The sequence below is a fragment of the Corallococcus macrosporus DSM 14697 genome (genome assembly GCF_002305895.1).
GTDB lineage: Bacteria > Myxococcota > Myxococcia > Myxococcales > Myxococcaceae > Myxococcus > Myxococcus macrosporus.
In genome coordinates this window covers 8,623,749-8,642,138 of the sequence record NZ_CP022203.1, presented here as the reverse complement: position 1 = coordinate 8,642,138, position 18,390 = coordinate 8,623,749, and the positions used below count along the sequence as shown (strand labels likewise).

Annotated in this window: 16 protein-coding genes; 11 read left to right on the top strand and 5 right to left on the bottom strand. The window is 70.6% G+C overall.

All coding sequences use genetic code 11. The features are described 5' to 3' along the window. Window positions 1–7: 7 nt before the first annotated feature. Both MYMAC_RS35185 and MYMAC_RS35180 read right to left on the bottom strand, forming a co-directional pair. The gene (locus MYMAC_RS35185; RefSeq protein ID WP_239989212.1) at window positions 8–1,369 is read right to left on the bottom strand and encodes a Tox-REase-5 domain-containing protein; all 1,362 of its coding nucleotides are present in this window, start codon (window positions 1,367–1,369) and stop codon (window positions 8–10) included. 250 nt (window positions 1,370–1,619) lie between these two features. Then, a complete protein-coding gene (locus MYMAC_RS35180; RefSeq protein ID WP_204817237.1) occupies window positions 1,620–2,960 on the bottom strand; it encodes a hypothetical protein in 1,341 nt (446 codons plus the stop codon). Between the two features lie 943 nt (window positions 2,961–3,903). On the opposite strand from MYMAC_RS35180, the gene MYMAC_RS35170 reads away from it, so the two are divergent. The 7 genes from MYMAC_RS35170 to MYMAC_RS35145 all read left to right on the top strand — a co-directional run bounded on the left by MYMAC_RS35170 (window position 3,904) and on the right by MYMAC_RS35145 (window position 9,740). After that, window positions 3,904–4,365, top strand: a complete 462-nt coding sequence (locus MYMAC_RS35170; RefSeq protein WP_095961246.1) for a DUF4150 domain-containing protein — start codon at window positions 3,904–3,906, stop codon at window positions 4,363–4,365. 3 nt (window positions 4,366–4,368) lie between these two features. After that, window positions 4,369–4,884, top strand: coding sequence for a DUF6484 domain-containing protein (locus tag MYMAC_RS35165; protein ID WP_239989211.1), 516 nt, complete (start codon window positions 4,369–4,371; stop codon window positions 4,882–4,884). A gap of 69 nt (window positions 4,885–4,953) precedes the next feature. Then, window positions 4,954–5,841, top strand: a complete 888-nt coding sequence (locus tag MYMAC_RS35160; protein ID WP_157770498.1) for an AHH domain-containing protein — start codon at window positions 4,954–4,956, stop codon at window positions 5,839–5,841. 33 nt (window positions 5,842–5,874) lie between these two features. Beyond that, the gene (locus tag MYMAC_RS38205; protein ID WP_239989210.1) at window positions 5,875–6,474 is read left to right on the top strand and encodes an imm11 family protein; all 600 of its coding nucleotides are present in this window, start codon (window positions 5,875–5,877) and stop codon (window positions 6,472–6,474) included. After that, a complete protein-coding gene (locus MYMAC_RS35150) occupies window positions 6,471–7,814 on the top strand; it encodes a TIGR02270 family protein (RefSeq protein WP_095961243.1) in 1,344 nt (447 codons plus the stop codon). Before MYMAC_RS38205 ends, MYMAC_RS35150 begins: the two co-directional genes overlap by 4 nt. Further along, entirely contained in the window at window positions 7,811–8,938 is a 1,128-nt protein-coding gene (locus MYMAC_RS37100) for a hypothetical protein (RefSeq protein WP_157770497.1), read from the top strand. The genes MYMAC_RS35150 and MYMAC_RS37100 overlap by 4 nt, the downstream gene beginning before the upstream one ends. Before the next feature lie 34 nt (window positions 8,939–8,972). Next, window positions 8,973–9,740 carry an Imm49 family immunity protein gene (locus MYMAC_RS35145; protein WP_157770496.1) on the top strand — a complete coding sequence of 256 codons (768 nt, stop codon included), beginning with the start codon at window positions 8,973–8,975 and terminating at the stop codon, window positions 9,738–9,740. A gap of 105 nt (window positions 9,741–9,845) precedes the next feature. Here the strand turns inward: MYMAC_RS35145 and MYMAC_RS35140 are convergent, their stop codons facing one another. The 3 genes from MYMAC_RS35140 to MYMAC_RS35130 all read right to left on the bottom strand — a co-directional run bounded on the left by MYMAC_RS35140 (window position 9,846) and on the right by MYMAC_RS35130 (window position 12,185). Then, a complete protein-coding gene (locus tag MYMAC_RS35140) occupies window positions 9,846–11,060 on the bottom strand; it encodes a hypothetical protein (protein ID WP_095961241.1) in 1,215 nt (404 codons plus the stop codon). A gap of 86 nt (window positions 11,061–11,146) precedes the next feature. After that, window positions 11,147–11,521 (bottom strand): hypothetical protein, encoded by a 375-nt coding sequence (locus MYMAC_RS35135; RefSeq protein ID WP_095961240.1) that lies wholly within the window; start codon window positions 11,519–11,521, stop codon window positions 11,147–11,149. Window positions 11,522–11,525: 4 nt separating this feature from the next. Then, entirely contained in the window at window positions 11,526–12,185 is a 660-nt protein-coding gene (locus MYMAC_RS35130) for an SDR family oxidoreductase (protein ID WP_095961239.1), read from the bottom strand. 226 nt (window positions 12,186–12,411) lie between these two features. On the opposite strand from MYMAC_RS35130, the gene MYMAC_RS35125 reads away from it, so the two are divergent. The 4 genes from MYMAC_RS35125 (at window position 12,412) to MYMAC_RS35110 (ending at window position 18,190) form a co-directional block, all read left to right on the top strand. Further along, window positions 12,412–12,954 (top strand): DUF2378 family protein, encoded by a 543-nt coding sequence (locus tag MYMAC_RS35125; RefSeq protein WP_095961238.1) that lies wholly within the window; start codon window positions 12,412–12,414, stop codon window positions 12,952–12,954. A gap of 36 nt (window positions 12,955–12,990) precedes the next feature. Continuing rightward, on the top strand, window positions 12,991–13,659 hold the full coding sequence (locus tag MYMAC_RS35120) for an exopolysaccharide biosynthesis protein (RefSeq protein ID WP_013937097.1): 669 nt from the start codon (window positions 12,991–12,993) through the stop codon (window positions 13,657–13,659). A 140-nt stretch (window positions 13,660–13,799) separates the two neighbouring features. Continuing rightward, window positions 13,800–17,339: a protein kinase domain-containing protein gene (locus tag MYMAC_RS35115; RefSeq protein ID WP_239989209.1), complete on the top strand. Its 3,540-nt coding sequence runs from the start codon at window positions 13,800–13,802 to the stop codon at window positions 17,337–17,339. Further along, window positions 17,336–18,190, top strand: a complete 855-nt coding sequence (locus MYMAC_RS35110; RefSeq protein WP_095961236.1) for a methyltransferase domain-containing protein — start codon at window positions 17,336–17,338, stop codon at window positions 18,188–18,190. Before MYMAC_RS35115 ends, MYMAC_RS35110 begins: the two co-directional genes overlap by 4 nt. Window positions 18,191–18,390: the final 200 nt, after the last annotated feature.

Genomic DNA, 18,390 nt, shown 5'->3' with positions numbered 1-18,390 from the left:
GCTCCACTCAGAGGGGAGGGGTGTGGACAACTCTGATCTCGCTGACCTGGTTGCGCTCGAAGAGCAACTCGATTGCCTCGGCCACCTTCGCCTCGGCCACATGCCATTCGATGGGGATGCCCATGCCACGCACACTTTCGATCTGCCGCTGTGCTTGCTTGACCATCTCCGCTGCCCCTGAGTTCGCGAACCAGAATCTAGGCTCGAGGCTGTCCTCGAACTTGTTGGCGTAGTTAGGCCCCTTTGCCTCCAGTAGCACGCCGTCCTTGAAGCCGTCGAACTTCACACCACCCTCTGCCGCACTCATACCGCCGACCCAGTATGCCTCGTCGGCGCCATGTCCCGTGATCTGCTCCTGATAGCGCCGGGCAGGCGGCTTCATGGACTCCTTCGCAGGACCCCACTGCCCAGGTCCCTTCGATGGCCCGGCGCCAGGCGCTGCCGTGTTGGCCCGGTGAAGGATGAGCGTGGCTCCAGGTCCACCGCCCAGAACAGCCGCCGCCCTTCCCACCGGCACCGCGACACGCTCAATCGCCAGCGCTCCCCGCGCGGACAGCGACAGCACCGGCACCGTTGCTTCGGCACCGGCCAGTGCCCCTGTAATCGTGCGCGTGGTACCCGTGGCGGTGCCCGTCGTCACGAGGAGGTTCGTGGCCAACTCCGCGATGGCCTGCACCTGCTCACCGCGCGTCATGTACCGGAAGCGCTCGAAGTATTCCGGGGACGATTCGATGAGCGCGGCCACTCCAGCGGGCAGATTCTTCAGTGAGGCGATGCTGTCCAGCGGGTAGGTGAAGAAGTGGCCGATGGAGAGCGCCAGCTTCACGAAGGCCGCTTCGGCTCCGTCCAGGGTGCGGCCCACGTAGTCTGCGTCGTCGTAAACCTCCACGAACACCGAGCCCTCGACAGGAGCCAGCCGTTCGTCCGCGAGCTGGAAGACGAAGCCGTTGCTCACGTAGAAGCGCCCCAGCTCGAAGGGGCCCGCACGGAAGGCACCGTCCCTCCACTCCACGGGCGCGGCCTTCTGCTGCGTGCGGCCGGTGCGCGTCCAGGCCAGGTACCCGTCAGGCCGTAGCACCGCCACCCGGGCGAAGCGTTCCACGCGGCGCAGCAGCTCGTCTCGGGACACCTCGCCTTCCTCCAGCACCTCGCGCAGCAGATAGCCCACGGCCATTCGCGGCGGGAAGGTGCCGAGCGTCACCGGCCTACGGAGCAGCACCCCCAGAAGGCGCGCCGCCTGTGTCGGCGAGAGCGCGCCACCCATGGGCCGCTCGTCTCGCTCTTCCAGCCCGGCGTCCGTCAGCAACTTCTCCCACGCATCCTCCTGCGCGGTGCCACGCGCAACGAAGCCCCCAACGGCTCCCGCCACGCTCCCGGGACTTGCGCCAGTCGCAACCTCACGGAAGCCTCGACGGCGGCTCAGCCGTTCCGGCACCTCGGGGCCCGCGACTGATGGCGGCAGGGAGGCGGGGGCGTGCGGGTATTCCTCGCTCGGCGATGGCGCCAACGGGGGGGCGGTGGCACCTCGCGTCGTGTAGCTCAAGCTCCTGCCGCGGCCAGGAGCTGGCGTCAGCGACGCGCAGCCCGTTGCGAGCACGGCCACGAACAACAACAGGGCGTTAGCGCGCATGCTCCACCCCCAGGCCCACCGAAGCGAAGGCTCCCGGTCGTAGCGTCCCATCCCCCTGCGGGAACAGCAGCGTGCCGCCCGTGCCCAGCGCGTAGAGGCGCCCTCTCAGGACGCGCCAGCGCACTTCGGCCGCCCCCAGGTAACGCGCTCCCGGTTGCCCCATGCCCACGCCCAGCCCCTTCAAGGCAACTTCCAGGCTGCGCTCGAAGAGCTGCACCGCGACGCGCCCGTCCACGTCGAAGCGGCCCCAGGTGAAGGCTTCCGCGCCCAGCGACAATTGCAGGTGCCGGTAGCGCCCGCCGTAGCTCACCGCATCCCAACCGACCGCCGCCTCTCCGTAGAGGGAGAAGCCCTCCGGAAACGCCGCCTCGGCCAGCGGCACGCCCTCCGGGCCCGCCGCATGGAAACGCGCCAACTCGTAGTCGGGGCCGAAGAAGCCCTGCCGGAAGCCGCCGTGCTGCCTGCGCACCTCCAGGCGCAGTGTCATGTCCAGCGTGGGTGTCACCGCATCAGCGCCCACGCCCGCCACCGCTCCCCACGCGCCGCCCTCGATCGGCCGTCCTCCCCATCCCGCGACCACGAGTGCTTCAAAGCCCGGACGCACCAGCACCACGGCGGTCGCGTCCAGGTGAGCCAGCGTCACCGAGGGCGCGCGTCCTCCCACCTTGCCCCAGTCATGCACGGCCGACAGCGCCAGCGTGTAGCGCCCCTTCTCCTTCGGTTTGCCGAAGAGGACGTGTTGCATGTCCAGGGAGAGCTCCGCGCCCATGAGGCGCGCGCCCAGCACGTCCGAGACAAAGGCTTCCGTGTAGAGCGGGCCCACGGTGCCGGTGAGGACGCCTCCGGCCGGGTGGTAATCCGGATTCATCCGGTTGGAGTAGCGCCGCACGAGGTGGCCCGTGAGCAGGCTGTAGCCTTCCAGTGCGCCGAACCACACCCCCAGCGGCGCGGTGTCCGAGCCGAACTTGAGCCCGCGCACGAGCTGGCCCCAGTCCGAGAGGCTGTCCCAGTCCTCCCGCCGAACGACGCTCGCGCCCGCAGCGCCACCCCACAAGCGCAGCCGCACCGGGGCGCCCACGTTGAGGCCGAACTCCGGGCCGCCGTCGAGGATGACGGTCGGCTCCACCTGCACGAAGCCCTCACGCTCGCCCGCCCCTGCACGCGGCAGCAGCGCCAGCGTCGCCGCCTCCAGGCGCGTCAGGTAGTACCACCGGCGCGGCGGAGGCGCCGGTGAGGGCGTGGCCTCCTCGGAAACGGGAGGCTCCGAGGCCCCTCCGGTCATCGGCAGCAGCCACAGCAATAGAATCCCCACCCACCGGCGTCTTCCCATCGCGTGCGCCTCCTGGATGTGCTCCCCAGGTGGGAAGCAGAACCAAGTAATACCTGCCCAGCCCGACAGGAACGCCGGACCGGCGGCATGTGCGCAGCGTGGGGCTGTAGGGAGGGGTGAGCGAAGGCGTCAGGCCGTCGGCCGCCGTCCCTCCGGGCAGCGTCTCCCCTCACCGGGGGCGGTCGTCACCTCGTCCGGGTGGCGCGTCGAAGCGACAGCCCCGCGCGGCCCGCTGGGGGGGCGGTTTCCGTCGAAAGCTCGTCCGCGTGGGCGCCTTCCGTCATGGGTGGGGTGATGCCCCCCTCATCTGTCGGTACGTCAAAGTCCCAGACCCTGTCACTTGCATCCAACAGCGCCTGCTGGTCTCCCCTCACCGCGTCTTCGGCCGAATAGGGCCCCGACTGCGCCAGCCTCGCACGCATGACGGTTTCCAACTCTGCGGTCGTGGCGAAGCGCTCAGTGGGGGGCGCCGCAACAGCGTGTGGGAGGGTCGCCGTTCAGCGCGCAGGGACGGACTGGGCGGCGGAATCCGAGACATGATGAGGCAGTAGAGTGGGAGGAGGCTGGCCATGCAATTGGGCAGTGACAGCCTCGGTGAGGAAGCCCAGGCCGTCCCGGCGCTGCTGCCGGAGGGGGGACGGCCTTCGACCTTCGACGCACCCAAGGCCCGCTTGCCGAGATGCCGAAAGGCGTTGAGCAACGTTGGTGACGATTTCGCGTGAACGCAGTGCTGGAATCTCCGTCGCTCTCTCGTGAAACGAGACCTCATGCCGCCCGCGACAGAAGTGCGGGGCAGAAGAACTGTCAGGTGCGCGGACTCTCGGTGAGCGATAGCTGAACCGAGGGGCAATTGATGGCGACTTGCAGAACAGTGCGGGCGTGGCACTGCTGTATCGCGCGGCGCGCGGCCCATGGCACGCTGCAAGGGTGGTAGGCCTGCTTCATGGCCAATACCGTTGGCGTGAACAAGATGTCGGTTGTCACCAAGGACTCCAAGGGTGTCACCGTCGCCTTCCCAGACGTGTGCAAGACGCCAGGCCCAGCGGGGCCGGTGCCCATCCCCTATCCAAACGTCGCCAGGTCCGCGGATACCGAACAGGGGAGCAAGAAGGTCTCCGTGGAAGGCAACCCGGTTTGTGTGAGGGATTCGAACTTCAGCACGAGCACCGGTGACGAGGCGGGCTCGGTGGGAGGCGTGGTTTCAGGGACGACCCGGGGCAAGGCCGAGTTCGTCAACTTCTCCTTCGATGTGCAGTTCGAGGGCAAGAGCGTGGCGCGCGCCTTCGACCTCATGTTGCACAACGACAGGAACACGCCTCCCACGCCGCTGATGCAGCCACCCGTCGCCGGGCTCGGCGTGCCACCCGAGAAACGTCCCTGCGACACCTGTGGGAAAGAGCGCTGAGCCATGGATGCGTCCAATCGCAGTGGCAAGCCCCACGCCGGACCAATGGTCTCCGAAGAGCCCATCCTCGCGCCGCGAGTCGGGTGGGTGGCGGGGGCGAGCGCGGACGGAGCGCTGTGGGTCGATTTCAAGGGCAACCGGCGCGGTCCGCTCCTGGCGCGCACCACGGTGGTCCTGGCTTCGGAGGTCATCCGGCGGGCTTCGGTGGCGCGACAGGGCGCGCTCCTGCTCTTCGAGAACGGGGACCCGTCCCTGCCTGTCCTCGTCGGGCTCCTCCAGCGCAGCCTCTCCGCGCCGCTCACGGAGGCCCTGCTTGATTCGCTGGGCGCCGGGCCTCGGGAAGCCCGGGTGGATGGCAAGCAGGTGCGGCTCGAGGCGCGGGAAGAAGTCACGCTCAAGTGCGGGAAGGCGAGCCTCACCCTGCGCCGCAACGGGGACGTCATCCTGCGTGGCGTCAACATCCAGACCGAGGCGGAGCAGGTGCAGCGCATCAAGGGTGGGAAGGTCCAGGTCAACTGAGCAGGCGCGCTGGAGGTCGCTGGCGCAGGGGGTAGGGCCCGGGGCGCCGCGGTGCTCATGGAGGCAGTCATGGTGAACATGCCGCGGACCTCGACCAGGAAACGAACGGTCAAGAAGGCTCCGCTCAGGACGAAGGTCCGCAAGAGGCACAGCGTAGGAGGGGCGGCGGACAAGAAGGGCACGGCCGTGAAGAAGCCGAAGCCCCCGCCGTCACCCCACTCCTGGGAGGGCTCCTACATCTCCGACGACCACGCGCATGGCTGCGTCAACCGGCACATCAGCGCATACACCCCGAGCAACCCATGCAGCCACCGCCATCAGGCCCGGCTGAAGGCACAGCAGAACCCGGCGAAGTACACGTGGCCGGCGGATGCCGACAGACAGCCCGACACCGTGGGGGCCTGGGACCTCACGGCCGACGGGAACTTTGAGACCCACGCGCGGACGCCCTTCTACCATGAGGCTCATCACATCGTGGCCAACGCGGAGCTCCAGGCCGTGGTGGCTGAAGCGGGCGAGGGCATCGAGCCCAGGGGCCGGGTGCCATTGATTGTCCGTTCAGGGCTGATGCGGGAGGGCTACAATCTCAACAGTCAGCTCAACATGATCATCCTCCCGATGGTGAAGTACGCCGCAGTGGCGCTGGGGTTGCCTCTGCACCGTAGAACGCCACTCCATTTCCACCACGCGATCTATAGCGAGTACATCAAGAGGGAGCTGAGGAAGCGCTTCTCCTGGGTCAAGAAGGCCGCCGCTGAGCATGAGGTCCCGGAATACCAGGCCACGCGGGAGGCAGTGGAGTTGCTTTCAATGGAGGTCCAACCGCAGATCATCGCGGCTGGCGAGGCCATGAAGGCTGGCACCATGGCGGGAGATGCGCTGGAGGACATCCCCCACGAATTTCTCAGTGGGGGCCGGAACAAGGGCGTGGACATGCTGACGGGCCCACCGCCGTGAGCCGGGGCACCTCACCTTTCAAGAGACTGACGAATGATGCGATTCCGCCTGCTCGAAACGATGGGAAACGCCAACAACCGGGACCTCTGCTTCCTCACCCAGTTCGTCGAGGGGATTGAGGGCAAGTCCTATGCCACCCACCTCGGCGAGCGGTTGGGTTCCATCTATCCGAAGGACGCCCGCCTCCCCATGAGCCCGGAGCACCCAGGTATCAAGCTGTCGGCGCTGATTGGCAACGGAAGGAGCATGCTGATTGTCTCCTCCGCGTTCAAGGAGGCCATCCAGAAACACTGCACGAACGAGATTGAATATCTCCCCGTCACGATTTACGACCACCGCAATCGCCCCTACAGCGACGATTACACCATCATCAATCCAATAGGCACCTTCGACTGCCTCGACCTCGAGGCGAGTGACATCGGCTGGAGCACGAAGGCCCCCAAGAAAATCCTCCGCGTTCGCGAGTACGTCCTGGACCGCGCGAAGATGCAGCGCGCGCCCCAGCTCTTCCGTGTGGAGGGGGACCCGGCCGAGTATGTCATTGGACGCGAGCTGGCGCGGGAGCTGTATGACCGGAAGCTCACCAACGTCCATTGGACGGAGCTGCGCTTCAGCGACGAGCCAAGGGAATGAACACGGCCCTCCGTCCATCCGCCGCTCGCACCGCGCCGCGCCGTCCGCCCCTGCTGTGGGACGTGCTCACGGAGCACCTGGAGGAGGCCAGCTTCCTCTGGGCACAGCGAGCGCGGGCAATGGGCGCCTCTGACTTCACCCTGTCTGAAGTCGAAGCGGGCGACGAGGCCCGGCTGCGAGCCCATCTGGACGGGCTCCGGGTGGGAGGGCCGCCCGTCGCGCTCCGGCTGCTCCGGCCCGCGCTGGAGGACGATGAGCCCGGGCGGGTGGTGTCCGCCGCTTCCGTGCTGCTCGCGGCTGGAGAGCAGGCGCTGGTCCTGGCGCGGTGGGAGGAGGACGGAGCGCGGCGCCCCTGGCTGGGGCATGCGTTGGCGCTGGGCGAGCCCCCGGCGCTGGACGCCGCGCTGCTCGAGCTGCTGCCGCGATTGGCGCCAGCGCTCCAGGCCGAGCTGCTCGACGTCCTCGCCTTCCGGCAGGTCGACGCGGGCCCACTCCTGGAGCGCCTTGCCCTGGCGGACACGGAGCCAGCGCTCCTCGCCGCCGCCTTCCGCGCCGCCCGGGTGACGCAGCCGCCGGTTCTGGCGGCGTGGCTTCGCAAGGGGCTGGAGGACCCCCGCCCCCGTGTGCGTGACGCCGCCATTGAAGCCGGGCTGCTCCGTGGACTGCGCGCGGCCTGGCAGTCCTGTCAGGCGCTCGCGACAGAGGGACCGGAGCCTCGCCTGGCGATGCTCGCGCTGGCGGTTGGCGGGGGGCACGCCGACGTGGAGCGGCTGGTGCGGACGTTGGACCGGCCCGAGCGGCGAGCGGAGGCCCTGTGGGCGCTCGGCTTCAGTGGCCGGATGGCGGCGGCGGAGGCGGCCTTGGAGGTGTTGAAGGCGCGGGCGCCGGAGGTGGCGTGGCTGGCCCTGCGAACCTTCTCCGTCATCACCGGTCTACCCCCGGAGGACCTCTTCATTCGCGCGGAGGATGAGGACGAGGACGAGGTGGCTTCGCCTTCCGAAGCCGTGTCCTCCCTCCTGCCTCCGCCCGAGCACCGCTCCGGCCAGGTTCGCGTGGCCGAGGTGGCGCGGTGGTGGGCCCAGGCTCGCGAGCGCTTCGACCCGGAGGGCCGTTACCGGGCTGGCGCGCCGTGGACGCCCGAGGCGTTGCTCCAGGCCCTGCACCTGGCGCCGATGCGTCACCGTCCGGCGCTGGCCTTCGAGTTGGCCGTCAGGAGCCGAGGGGCCTGCCAGGTGGAGCCCCGCGGCTGGTGCGGACACCAGCGCGCGCGGCTCCGGGCCGCCAGGGCGCGGTCGCTGGAGCGGCTCACGCGTGGCTTCGATGGGTGGATGATTTCATGAGCGCCCCACGCGAGGCCCCACCGCGAGACGTGCTCGGCGTCATCACCGCCATCGGGGCCGTGACGTCGGTGGGGCGCGGCGCCGCTGCGTCGTGCGCCGCCATCCGGGCGGGCATCTCCCGCCCTCGAAGGGTGAGCCACTTCCAGGTGCTGGAGCCGGAGACGCAGGACACCGTGCCGCTCACCGCGCATCCCATCCAGGGCTATACGGACGGCTTCGTGGGGATGGGGCGGTGGCTGCGGCTGGCGCGCGGTTGCCTCGGTGAGGTGCTGGAGACGCCGGGACTTCCGCGCCCCTCCGACGCGAGGTTCTGGGACCGCGCGGGCCTACTGATGGTCATTCCTTCCCGGGATGATGGGCTCTTCGAGCTGGAGGGGGACGATGGCCTGGAGGGCATCCGAGAGGACTGCCTCCGTCCGCTCCTCGACGCGCTGGGGCTGGCCCTCCCCGACGCGAAGGTGTGGGTGGTGGACCAGGGGCCAGCGGGGACGGCGACCGCGGTCCAGCAGGCCTCGGGCGAGCTGTGGCGGGCCGGCTTCGAGCGGGTCCTCGTGCTCGCGGTCGACTCGTTGGTGGACCCGGAGGCGCTGCGGATGCTCGACGAGGAGGGGCGGCTCAAGGTGGGCGACAACCCGGTGGGCCTGATGCCGGGCGAGGCCGGGGCGTGCTTTCTCCTGGAACAGGAGGAGGCGGTACGCAGGCGCGGCGCGGCGCCGCTTGCCCTGGTGACGGGCGTGGCCACCGCCGAGGAGCGCCTGCACCTGTACGCGGGGCATGTCAGCCAGGGGGCGGGGCTCGCGGCCTGTCTCCGCGAGGTGCTCGCGCGCGGCCCGGTCCCGGCGCGCTTCGAGGGGGACCTCTACTCCGACTTGAACGGCGAGGAGTGGCGCGCGCGGGAGTGGGGAACCGCGCTCGTCCGCCTGGGAGACGCGCTGGGCGCGCATGGCGTCCAGCTCCCTTGTGTCTCCGTCGGGGACGTCGGCGCCGCGAGCGGGGCGCTGGGGGTCTGCCTGTCGGTCCACGCCTTCACCCGGGGGCACTCCCGGACCGCGCAGTCCCTGGTGGTCTCCAGCTCCCCCTGGGGCGCCGTGGGCTGTCTCCGGCTTCACTCCACGGGGGCCTGAAGCCCGCCCCTCCTCCCCGCACCGAGGTGCGCCCATGGCCTCCCGCTTCCTGCCCGCTGTCATCGAGAACGCCCTGCACCAGAACCGGGCGCTGCGCCGGGTGCTCGTCCGCAGGGCGGGGAGCGCGCGTCACATCCTGACGTTCTGTGACAACCTCCGCCTCGCGGGCATCGGCGCGCTCTTCCTGACGGGCACCTCCGAGCCCTTCCTCCAGCGCCTCCAGCAGAGCGGCCGGGCCTTCGCGCACCATCTGCGCGAGGTTGGGAGCGCCGACCTGCGGCTGAGCCGCTCGCGGCCCCTCTTCGACGCGGTGGGGGCCGGCGACTTCCACGGCGCGGCGCTGATTGCACAGCGGGCGAGGCGGACCTGGACGCAGGGCGAGGAGTACGAGGAGGACTTTCTCTTCGTCGAGTTCGTCATCCAGCATGGCGTGCTGGATGCGCCGGTGGCGGCTTGCGAGGACCTCCTCATGCGCTACGAGCGCGCGCTGAGAGGCGCGGAGGACCTGCGGTTCGACGTGTGCAGGGCCCTGCTTCAGGCGGACTCGGAGGGCTTCAATCAGGCGCTCGGGGTGTTCCTCTCGGAGCGGAAGGACCGGCTGGAGGCGCAGGCGCGGACCGCCCCCTTCCCCGAGGAGTTCCTCGCGACCGAGTGGAGCTTCTCTCTTGAGGGACTGGCGCTGGTGCGGCTGGCTGAGCGCAACGGCTTGGAGACCGAGGAGGACTATCTCCACATCCCGTCACTCGCACGCGAGCCGCACCGGACGCCACTGGGTGAAGACGCGTGGATGGACGCCGACTGAGGTGCGTGTCGCCTCGTGTGCCCACCCGCCTGTGGCTCGGGGAGCGTCATGCGGGCACCTGGTCGATGGGGGAGCGGGGGCGTCGTTGCATGGTGTCTCGGGCCGCTACGAAGCCAGCTCACTGGCGAGCGCCCCCGCCACGAAGTCCCGCCCCGGTCCTCCCGCCGCGAGCAGTGCCCGGATGCGGGCCCGCGCGCCAGCGGAGGCGCCCTGCTGTTCCGCCGCTTCGCATGTTGCCCGGTACGCGTCGCATACGTCGAGGCTCGTGACCTCGTAGCCATGGCCCTGCACGAGCCAGTGGAGCGCGAGGAGGCCCGCTTCCAGGGCGAAGGCGGGCTGCGTCTTCGCGAAGGCCTGGGCCGCGCGCGTCAGCGTCTTCGGGTCACAGGGCGTCTGGCGCGCGAGTCCGAGGGCCTCTTCGTACAGCCCCGCGTCCTTCGCGGCCGCGAACCACTTGCCCTCCTCTCCCGGGGTGCTGCGCACGAGGTCCGCGAGCACCTCGCCCGCGGCCTTGTGTGGATACTTCCTGGCGACGGCGCGAAAGGTCGCCAGGTAGGTGCCACCCTGGTTCGCGAGGAGGCCATGGCGCTGGTACGCCTCTTCGGCGCGCCCCTCGGCGAGCAGCAGGGCCTCGCAGGCGCGCGCCACGGCGTAGGGGCTGTCATTCCGCTCGGCCTCGGCGTAGCGAAGGGCCTCCTCCGTCCGGCCCTGCGCCGCGAGCGCCTTCACCCCATACTGGCGGTCATGCCACATCCTGTACGGGGCCAGCTCGAGCAGCGCGAGCACGTCGTCGTGGCGCCCGGCGGCGACGAGCGCGCTCAGGCAGTTCGTGGTGCCCTTGAAGAAGCCGCGCAGGTCGGACGAAGGCGACCAGGCCAGCCTCACCGTGCCGATGAGCCTGTCGGCCCAGGCCGAGGCGACCTCCGGCGCCGCGCACAGCGTGCCCCAGTGGTGGCCGAGCGATTCGATGTAGGGGATGTCGTCAGCCTGGTAGGCCTCCCAGAGCCGCTCCAGCCACGCGTCGCGAGTCGCCGCGTCCACGGGCGCGCTCGCGATGAGGGGCACGAGCTCGCTGATGGCGTGGTTGACGGCCGTGCCAATGGCGCCTGATGAGCTGTCGACGTGCGCCAGCGCGGGGGACACGCGCTCAAGGAAGAGGACCGCGCCCTCCGCCGCGAGCACGGGGGCCTTCTTCGCGGCCTGCTTGATCTCCGTCACCGCCTGCTTGATGCGGGTGATGGCTGGCTGCGACTTCCAGCCAAAGGCGTGACGGCGAAAGCGCGCCTTGAACTCCCACTTGTGTGACACGTCCTTCACCATCACCGAAGGTCCTCCTGGAGGTAAGAGGGGCAGGCGCCCCCGGTACGGGCGTCCGGGATTGCCGGTGCGCTCGACTCACGCCCTCTTTACTTCACGCGAGGACCGTCGCGGGGCATCAGGTCATCCCTGACGACCTTCTCCAGCGCCTTTATCTCGGCATCGGTCAGGGTGCTGAAGTACCTGGTCCGCTTGCCCTTCGACAGGCGACCTCCATTCTGGAGGCAGAACTGGACGAAGCGGTTGCGTGCGGTGTCGGGCATGTCGACGAGGTTGTCGAGCTTCTCCCTGGCTTTGCGGTACCGGACGATGAAGTCCAACTCGTCGCGAAACTCCGTCCGAATGGTTTCCTCCGTCCAGCGATAGAGGTCCTCCGCCATCCGCGTGAAGTCCACGTAGCGGTAGAGGCCACGGGTCTTTCCCGTGACGGAAAGGCGCCCCTCGTCATCCAGGGTGTGGTCCACCAGCTCATGCGCCCGCGGCGGCGACCTCGGCCCAGAGCGTGTCGCCCTCCAGCACCTGGTTCAGCGGCGCGCGCTTCTCGGAGACGCGCAGCAGCACGGCGGCGAGCTGGTCCAGGTGGATGGGGCGCATGCCCCGCAGCGGAGGCAGCTTCGTCAGGGCGCGCAGCAGGGGGCTGACGTGGTGGTACTCACCCTCGAAGGCGGGCGGGCGCACGAGGGTCCACGGGATGCCGCTCTCGCGCACCAGCCGCTCCGCCTCCGCCTTGGCCTTGAGGTACGCGCCCACCGGCCGGCCCGCGCCCACGGAGCTGAGCAGCACCAGGTGGTCCACGCCCGTGCGCTTCGCCGCCTCCACGAGGTGCCGCGTGGTGCCGATGTCGCTCGTCTCGTAGGTGTCACCCGTCCCGAAGCGCTTGCGCATGGTGCCGATGAGCTGGAGCACCGTCGTCGCCCCCGCGCCGCGAAGCTGCGCCACCAGTGCCTCGCTGTCCGTCAGCTCCACCACGGCCTTGTGGGGCCAGCCCTGGGCCAGCTCGCTGCTCGCGCTCTTGGGCCGCAGGTGCGCCGTCGCGGGCACGCCGCGCGCAATCGCCTGGCGCATCACGTTGCGGCCGGTAGCGCCGGTGGCGCCCGCGACGAAGAGGTGACGAGGGGACATGTTCATGACGGGCTCCAGCAAAGGCAGGCGGGGTGCCGTGAAGTCGCGCCCGGTGACGTGACGCGGGCCGTCGGCTCTTCACCACACCGCGTCGCGCGCGCCCAGCGCCGATGGGCCCGGCGTGTTGAATGCGTCACGCGCGCGGCACACCGGAGCAAGTGTTGACGATTCACCGGGCCAGGAGGACCCACCCGGTTGAGACGCTGTCATCCAGGCGATACATTGCCGCGCCTTGGAAAATCCTGAACCCCTTGTATTCCAGCAGAGCTTCCAGGGGCTGATTCGCGCCCTGGGGGATGACCTGGATGACGCGTGTGTGAGCCGGCTGCGCGAGGCGGGCCTCGACGCCCGGGGCTCGCTGGCGCTGGCCTATCCGTTGACGGTCTGGGTGGCCGCGCTGAAGGTGGCGGCGGCCCGCGTGGCACCGGAGGCGCCGCTGGACGAGGCCGCCGCGGTGGTGGGGCGGCGCTTCGTGGAGGGCTTCAGCTCCACGCTCATCGGCAACGCGCTGCTGGGCACGGTGCGGCTCCTGGGCCCGCAGCGGATGCTGGCGCGGATGACGCGCAACCTGCGCACGGGCACCAACTATCTGGAAACGCACATGGAGCAGCTCGGGCCCACCCGGTACGCGCTGACCTGCCGGCCCGTGGTGGTCGCCGGCTTCTACGTGGGCCTCTTCCTCGCGGGGCTGGAGGCCAGCGGGGCGAAGCACCCCTCGGTCCGGATTGTCCGCAGAGAGGGCGAGGAGGCGGTGTACGACATCGCATGGAGCTGAGCATCGGCGGATGGGCCGTGGTAGTGACGGCCTGAAATGTCGACGCCTTCGCCTACCCCCTCATCGTCCACGGGTTTCTCGGACACCCAGGCCCAGCTCTCCGCCACCCTCCGCGAGTTGTCCGCGCGGCTGCCCGAATCCCTGACGGTGCGGGAGTTGATGCAGGCGTGCGGCGAGCAGGGCCTGCTCCTCTTCTGCTGCATCCTGACCTTCCCCTTCCTGCTGCCCGTGTCGATTCCGGGCGTGTCCACGGTGTTCGGCCTGCTCATCGTCCTCATCGGCGTGGGCGTGACGTTCAACCGGACGCCCTGGCTGCCCCGCAAGCTGCTGGACAAGCCGCTGCTGCGCACCAACCTGGCGCCGGCGCTGGACAAGGGCGCGGAGGTCTTCACCAAGTACGTGGACCGGCTGAGCAAGCCGCGGCTGCTGGCGCTCACCCATGGCTCCAGCACCAACCGCTTCAACGGCTTCATGCTCTTCTTCGCGGGCGTGCTGCTGATGATGCCCTTTGGCCTGATTCCATTCAGCAATACGCTGCCCGCGCTCGCCGCGCTCTTCTTCGCCATCGGCATCCTCCAGCGCGACGGCTACTTCATCCTCATGGGGCATGGGATGACGGTGGGCACGCTCACCTACTTCGGCGTCCTCTTCTACGGCGCGGTGCAGGGCGGCCGCAGCCTGGCCAGTGTCTTCGGCGGGGGCTGAGCCCGTGCCTGGGTAGTGGCTGACCTGTCGCCCAGGCTTCACCTTATTTGCCCGGTGAGCCGGGCATTACGGTGCTTCTGGAATCAGTCCTACCGCCGCCAGTCGTTCCCGTTATCATCCGGGCGGGCGGCCCCCCACTGATGCGGCAACTTCCAGAAGAAACCCGGCACCCGCCGGAGGATGCGGCGCGTCGCCACGCGGAGGGCGAGGTCGTGGGCGGGCGCTACCGCATCCTCGACTACCTGGGTCGGGGCGCGGCGGGCACGGTGTGGCGCGCGCAGGACCTGCTGGCGGGGCCCGTCGCGGTGAAGCGGCTGCACCAGACGCTGGAGGACCTGGCGCGGCTGCCGCTCCCGCCCGAAGGCGAGAACACGCCGTCCTCCATTGCCCGGCACGAGCTGGCGCTGTCGCTGGCGCACGAATTCCAGACGCTCGCCTCGCTGCGCCACCCGCACGTCATCAGCGTGCTGGACTACGGCTTCGACGCCGAGCGGCGGCCGTACCTGGCCATGGACCTGCTGGAGGACGCGCGGCACCTGGTGCGCGCGGGCACGGGTCAGCCGCTGCGCGTGCAGGTGGGGCTGCTGGTGCAGACGCTGATGGCGCTGGCGTACCTGCACCGGCGCGGCATCATCCACCGCGACCTCAAGCCCGCCAACGTGCTGGTGGCGCACGGGCAGGTGAAGGTCGTGGACTTCGGGCTGGCGGTGGGGCGCGAGCACGTCCACCGGGCGCAGCCGGGCGGCACGCTCGGCTACCTGGCGCCGGAGCTCTTCGAGGACCAGCCGCCCTCCGAGGTGACGGACCTCTTCAGCGTGGGCGCCATGGCCAGCCAGATGATGTTCGGCCGGCTGCCGCATGCGGGGCAGGTGCCCTCGCCGCCGGACTTTCCGCCCGCGCTCAAGGACGTGCTGGAGCGGCTGGTGTCGCCAGACCCGAAGCTGCGGCCCCGCGGCGCGGACGCGGTGATTGCGGAGCTCTGCGCCGCCACCGGTGAGCCGGTGCCGCCCGAGTCCGCCTCCACGCGGGAGAGCTTCCTCCAGGCCGCGCGCTACGTGGGCCGGGTGGAGGAGCAGGCGCGGCTGGCCACGGTGCTGGAGTCGGCCATGGTGGGCCGCGGCGGCGCGTGGCTGGTGGGCGGCGAGAGCGGCGTGGGCAAGTCGCGGCTCCTGGAGGAGCTGCGCGCGCTGGCGCTGGTGAAGGGCGCGGTGGTGCTGCGGGGCCAGGGCGTGGCGGCGGGCGGCAGTCCGTATCAGGAGTGGCGCCCGGTGCTGCGCTGGCTGGCCATCCTCACCCCGCTGAGTGAGCGCGAGGCCAGCAGCCTCAAGCCCCTGGTGCCGGACCTCGAGGCGCTGCTGGGCCGCGCCGTGCCCAACGCGGCCGAGGTGGACGCGGACATGGTGCAGGCGCGGCTGCTCCAGGTGGTGGAGGACGTCTTCTCACGGCTGTCCCAGCCGGTGGTGGTGGTGCTGGAGGACCTGCACTGGGCGGGCGGCGAGTCCCTGCACCTGCTGGCGCGGCTCGCCACGCGGGCGCACGGGCTGCGCCTGCTGCTCATCGGCAGCTTCCGAGACGACGAGGCGCCCGCGCTGCCTTCGATGCTGCCGGGCCTGTCGCTGCTGCGGCTGCCGCGGCTGGACGCGGGCGAGGTCGCCAGCCTCAGTCAGTCCATGCTGGGCGCGCCCGGCGCACGGCCACACCTGGTGGACCTGCTGTTGAAGGAGACGGAGGGCAACCCCTTCTTCCTGGTGGAGGTGGTGCGCGCGCTGGCGGAGGAGGCGGGCGGGTTGGACCGCCTGGGCGACATGGCGTTGCCCGAGCGCGTCTTCGCCGGTGGCGTGCGCCGGCTGGTGCAGCGGCGGTTGGACAAGGTGCCGGTGCCGTCGCGGGAGCTGCTCCGGGTGGCGGCCATCGTCGGGCGGCAGGTGGACGTGCCGCTGCTGCGGCGGGCCGCGCCGGACGTGGACGTGGAGCGCTGGTTGACGGACTGCGCGGCGGCGGCGGTGCTGGACGTGGCGGATGGGCGCTGGCGCTTCGCGCACGACAAGCTGCGCGAAGGCGTCCTGGAGGATTTGTCCGCGGAGGAGCGGCCCGCGCTGCACCGCCGCGCCGCGCTGGCGATGGAGGCGGCGCATGGGCATGGCGCCGAGTGGACGGCGGCGCTCGCCTACCACTGGGGCCTGGCGGGGGACGCGCTGCGCGAGGCGCGTTATGCGCGGCGCTCGGGCGAGGAGGCGCTGCGCGTGGGCGCGTGCCGCGAGGCCCTGCCCTTCCTCAGCCGGGCGCTGGAGCGGGTAACCCAGGCGGGTGGCGATGCCCTGACGCTGGGGCACCTGGAGGCGCTCCTCGCGGAGACGCGCTTCCAGTTGGGAGAGCTCCAGGCCTTCCGCGAGCACGCGGAGCGCGCGCTGCGGCACTTCGGCTGGCCGGTGCCCTCCAGCCGCCTGGGCTGGGCGCTGGGGACGCTGGGGCAGGGCGTGCTGCGGGTGGCGCAGAGCTCCCGGCCGGAGGACTACGACGAGGAGACGGAGGAGCGGCGCCGGGTGCGGCGCGTGGCGGGGCGGCTGTTGATGCGGCTGCTCGACGCGTTCATCTACGCGCACCAGGCACTCCCGGTGCTCTGGGCCGGCTTGCGGGCGTTGAACCTGTGCGAGCCGGCGGGCGCGTCGCCGGAGCTGGCGCGCGGCTACACGAGCATGGCGGTGGTGGCGGGCACGCTGCCCATCCGGGCGGTGGCGGAGACGTGGGCCCGCCGCGCGTTGGAGGTGGCCGAGCGCGTGGGCAACCCCGCGGACCTGGCCTTCGTGCTGTGCCGCAACGCCGTGTATGGCGCGTACGTGGCGCGGTGGCCGGAGGCGGAGGCGTGGCTGGAGCGGGCCATTGGCATCGTCGACTCGGTGGGGGACTTGCGGTTGGCGGAGGAGTGCCGCGCGCTGCTGACGGTGGTGTCCTGCTACCAGGGGAAGTTCGCGCGGGGGCTGCCGTTGATGGCGTGGCTGGAGCACTCGGCGCGGCGGCGCGGGGCGCTCCAGACGGAGCACTGGGCGTTGCACTACCAGGCCCACATCCACCTGCGGCTGGGGGACCACGTGAAGGCCCGCGCCGCGCTGGAGCAGACGCTGGCGTGGACGGAGGCGCAGGGCGGCCAGACGGACCGCATCATCGTGGAGGGGACGCTGGCGCTGCTGCGGCTGCGCGAGGGCGACGCGGAAGGGGCCCGGGCGGCGGCGGAGCAGGCGCTGGCGAGGATGGCGTCGGGCAAGCCCGTGGCGCACTTCGTCTACTTCGGCGTCATGACGGTGGCGGAGGTGCTCCTGACGCTGTGGGAGCGCGGCGCGGATGCGTCGCTGGTGGCCAGCGCCAAGGCGGCGCGCCGCGAGGCGGACGTCTTCGCGAAGGTGTTTCCCTTTGGCGAGGCCGCGTCGCGCCTGTGGCGTGGCTTCGAGGCCTGGTTGGATGGCGATGCCTCGCGGGCCTTCGAGGCGTGGCGCCGGTGTATCGCCGTGGCGTCGAGGAAGGGGCAGGCCTTCGAGGAGGCTCATGCGCGGCTGGCGCTGGGCAGACACCTGCCGGCGGAGGACCCGGCGCGGTGGGGCCACCAGCAGCGCGCGGTGGAGTTGTTCACCCGGTTGGGCATGCGGGATGAGCAGGTCCGCGCGGAGGCGCTGGCGCGCTCATGAACGGGGTGCGTGTCCGAGACGTGGCGCTGCTGGCGTGTCCGGCGTGCGGCGGGACGCTGGTGTTCCACGGGCAGGAGGCGCGAGGCCGCATCCGCGACGGGCGGCTGCGCTGCGGTGGCTGCGGCGAGGCGTGGAGCGTGGCGCGCGGCATGGCGCGGCTGTACCGCGAGGACGCGGTGCGCGGGACGGACCGGCTGATGCGCGTCATCTATGACGGGCTGCCGGTGCTGCATGACCCGCTGACGACGCTGCTGACGCCGGTGCTCCAGTCCGTGTCGGAAGCGCGCATGCGCGCGGGGTACATGCGCCGCGTGGCGCTTGGTGCGTTGACGCCGCACGAGGACGGGAGCCCGGTGCGGGTGCTGGAGGTGGGCGTGGGCTCGGGCGCGAACCTGCCGCTGCTGCGGGAGCGGCTGCCGCCGGGGCTCGACGTGGAGGTGTGGGGCGTGGACCTGAGCGAGGGCATGCTCAAGCACTGCAAGCGGCGGCTGCGCTCCGGGGCCTTCGAGGGCGTGCGGCTGATGATGGCGGACGCGCACGCGCTGCCCTTCCCGGATGCGTCGTTCGACCGGGTGTTTCACGTGGGAGGCATTGGCGGCTACCGGGCCCCCGCACAGGCCCTGGCGGAGATGGCGCGCGTGGCGAAGCCGGGCACGCCGCTGGTCGTCGTTGACGAGCAACTGGACCCGGCCTTCCGGCCCTCGCTGCTCCAGCGCGCCGCGTTCCGCGCCATCACGTTCTACTCGTGGAACCCACACTGTCCCCGGGAGCTGCTGCCTCCGGGCGCATTCGACGTCATCGAGGAGCAGGTGGCGTCGTTCTATTACTGTCTGTCATTCCGGATGCGATAGCCCCGCAGCGTCGACGGAGCTCGCCCCCAGCTCATTCTAAATGGGTAGCCACAAGTTCCGAGACGAATGCAGGGGCCTTGCCCATTCCTGCTCCGTTTTGGATTCGTTCAGGAGTCTTTAGTGCCGTACTTAACACTACTGCGTCAGGGGTAGGCCGAAGGGGGAGTGGGTGATGGAGGGCTGGGCTGGCAGGTCATGGT

What these genes read in the sequence shown, in the direction of transcription:
- MYMAC_RS35180 (WP_204817237.1), bottom strand. Translation starts at nt 2,960, where the DNA reads ATGGGAAGACGCCGGTGGGTGGGGATTCTATTGCTGTGGCTGCTGCCG.
- MYMAC_RS35170 (WP_095961246.1), top strand. Translation starts at nt 3,904, where the DNA reads ATGGCCAATACCGTTGGCGTGAACAAGATGTCGGTTGTCACCAAGGAC.
- MYMAC_RS35165 (WP_239989211.1), top strand. Translation starts at nt 4,369, where the DNA reads ATGGATGCGTCCAATCGCAGTGGCAAGCCCCACGCCGGACCAATGGTC.
- MYMAC_RS35160 (WP_157770498.1), top strand. Translation starts at nt 4,954, where the DNA reads ATGGTGAACATGCCGCGGACCTCGACCAGGAAACGAACGGTCAAGAAG.
- MYMAC_RS38205 (WP_239989210.1), top strand. Translation starts at nt 5,875, where the DNA reads ATGATGCGATTCCGCCTGCTCGAAACGATGGGAAACGCCAACAACCGG.
- MYMAC_RS35150 (WP_095961243.1), top strand. Translation starts at nt 6,471, where the DNA reads ATGAACACGGCCCTCCGTCCATCCGCCGCTCGCACCGCGCCGCGCCGT.
- MYMAC_RS37100 (WP_157770497.1), top strand. Translation starts at nt 7,811, where the DNA reads ATGAGCGCCCCACGCGAGGCCCCACCGCGAGACGTGCTCGGCGTCATC.
- MYMAC_RS35145 (WP_157770496.1), top strand. Translation starts at nt 8,973, where the DNA reads ATGGCCTCCCGCTTCCTGCCCGCTGTCATCGAGAACGCCCTGCACCAG.
- MYMAC_RS35140 (WP_095961241.1), bottom strand. Translation starts at nt 11,060, where the DNA reads ATGGTGAAGGACGTGTCACACAAGTGGGAGTTCAAGGCGCGCTTTCGC.
- MYMAC_RS35130 (WP_095961239.1), bottom strand. Translation starts at nt 12,185, where the DNA reads ATGAACATGTCCCCTCGTCACCTCTTCGTCGCGGGCGCCACCGGCGCT.
- MYMAC_RS35120 (WP_013937097.1), top strand. Translation starts at nt 12,991, where the DNA reads ATGTCGACGCCTTCGCCTACCCCCTCATCGTCCACGGGTTTCTCGGAC.
- MYMAC_RS35115 (WP_239989209.1), top strand. Translation starts at nt 13,800, where the DNA reads ATGCGGCAACTTCCAGAAGAAACCCGGCACCCGCCGGAGGATGCGGCG.
- MYMAC_RS35110 (WP_095961236.1), top strand. Translation starts at nt 17,336, where the DNA reads ATGAACGGGGTGCGTGTCCGAGACGTGGCGCTGCTGGCGTGTCCGGCG.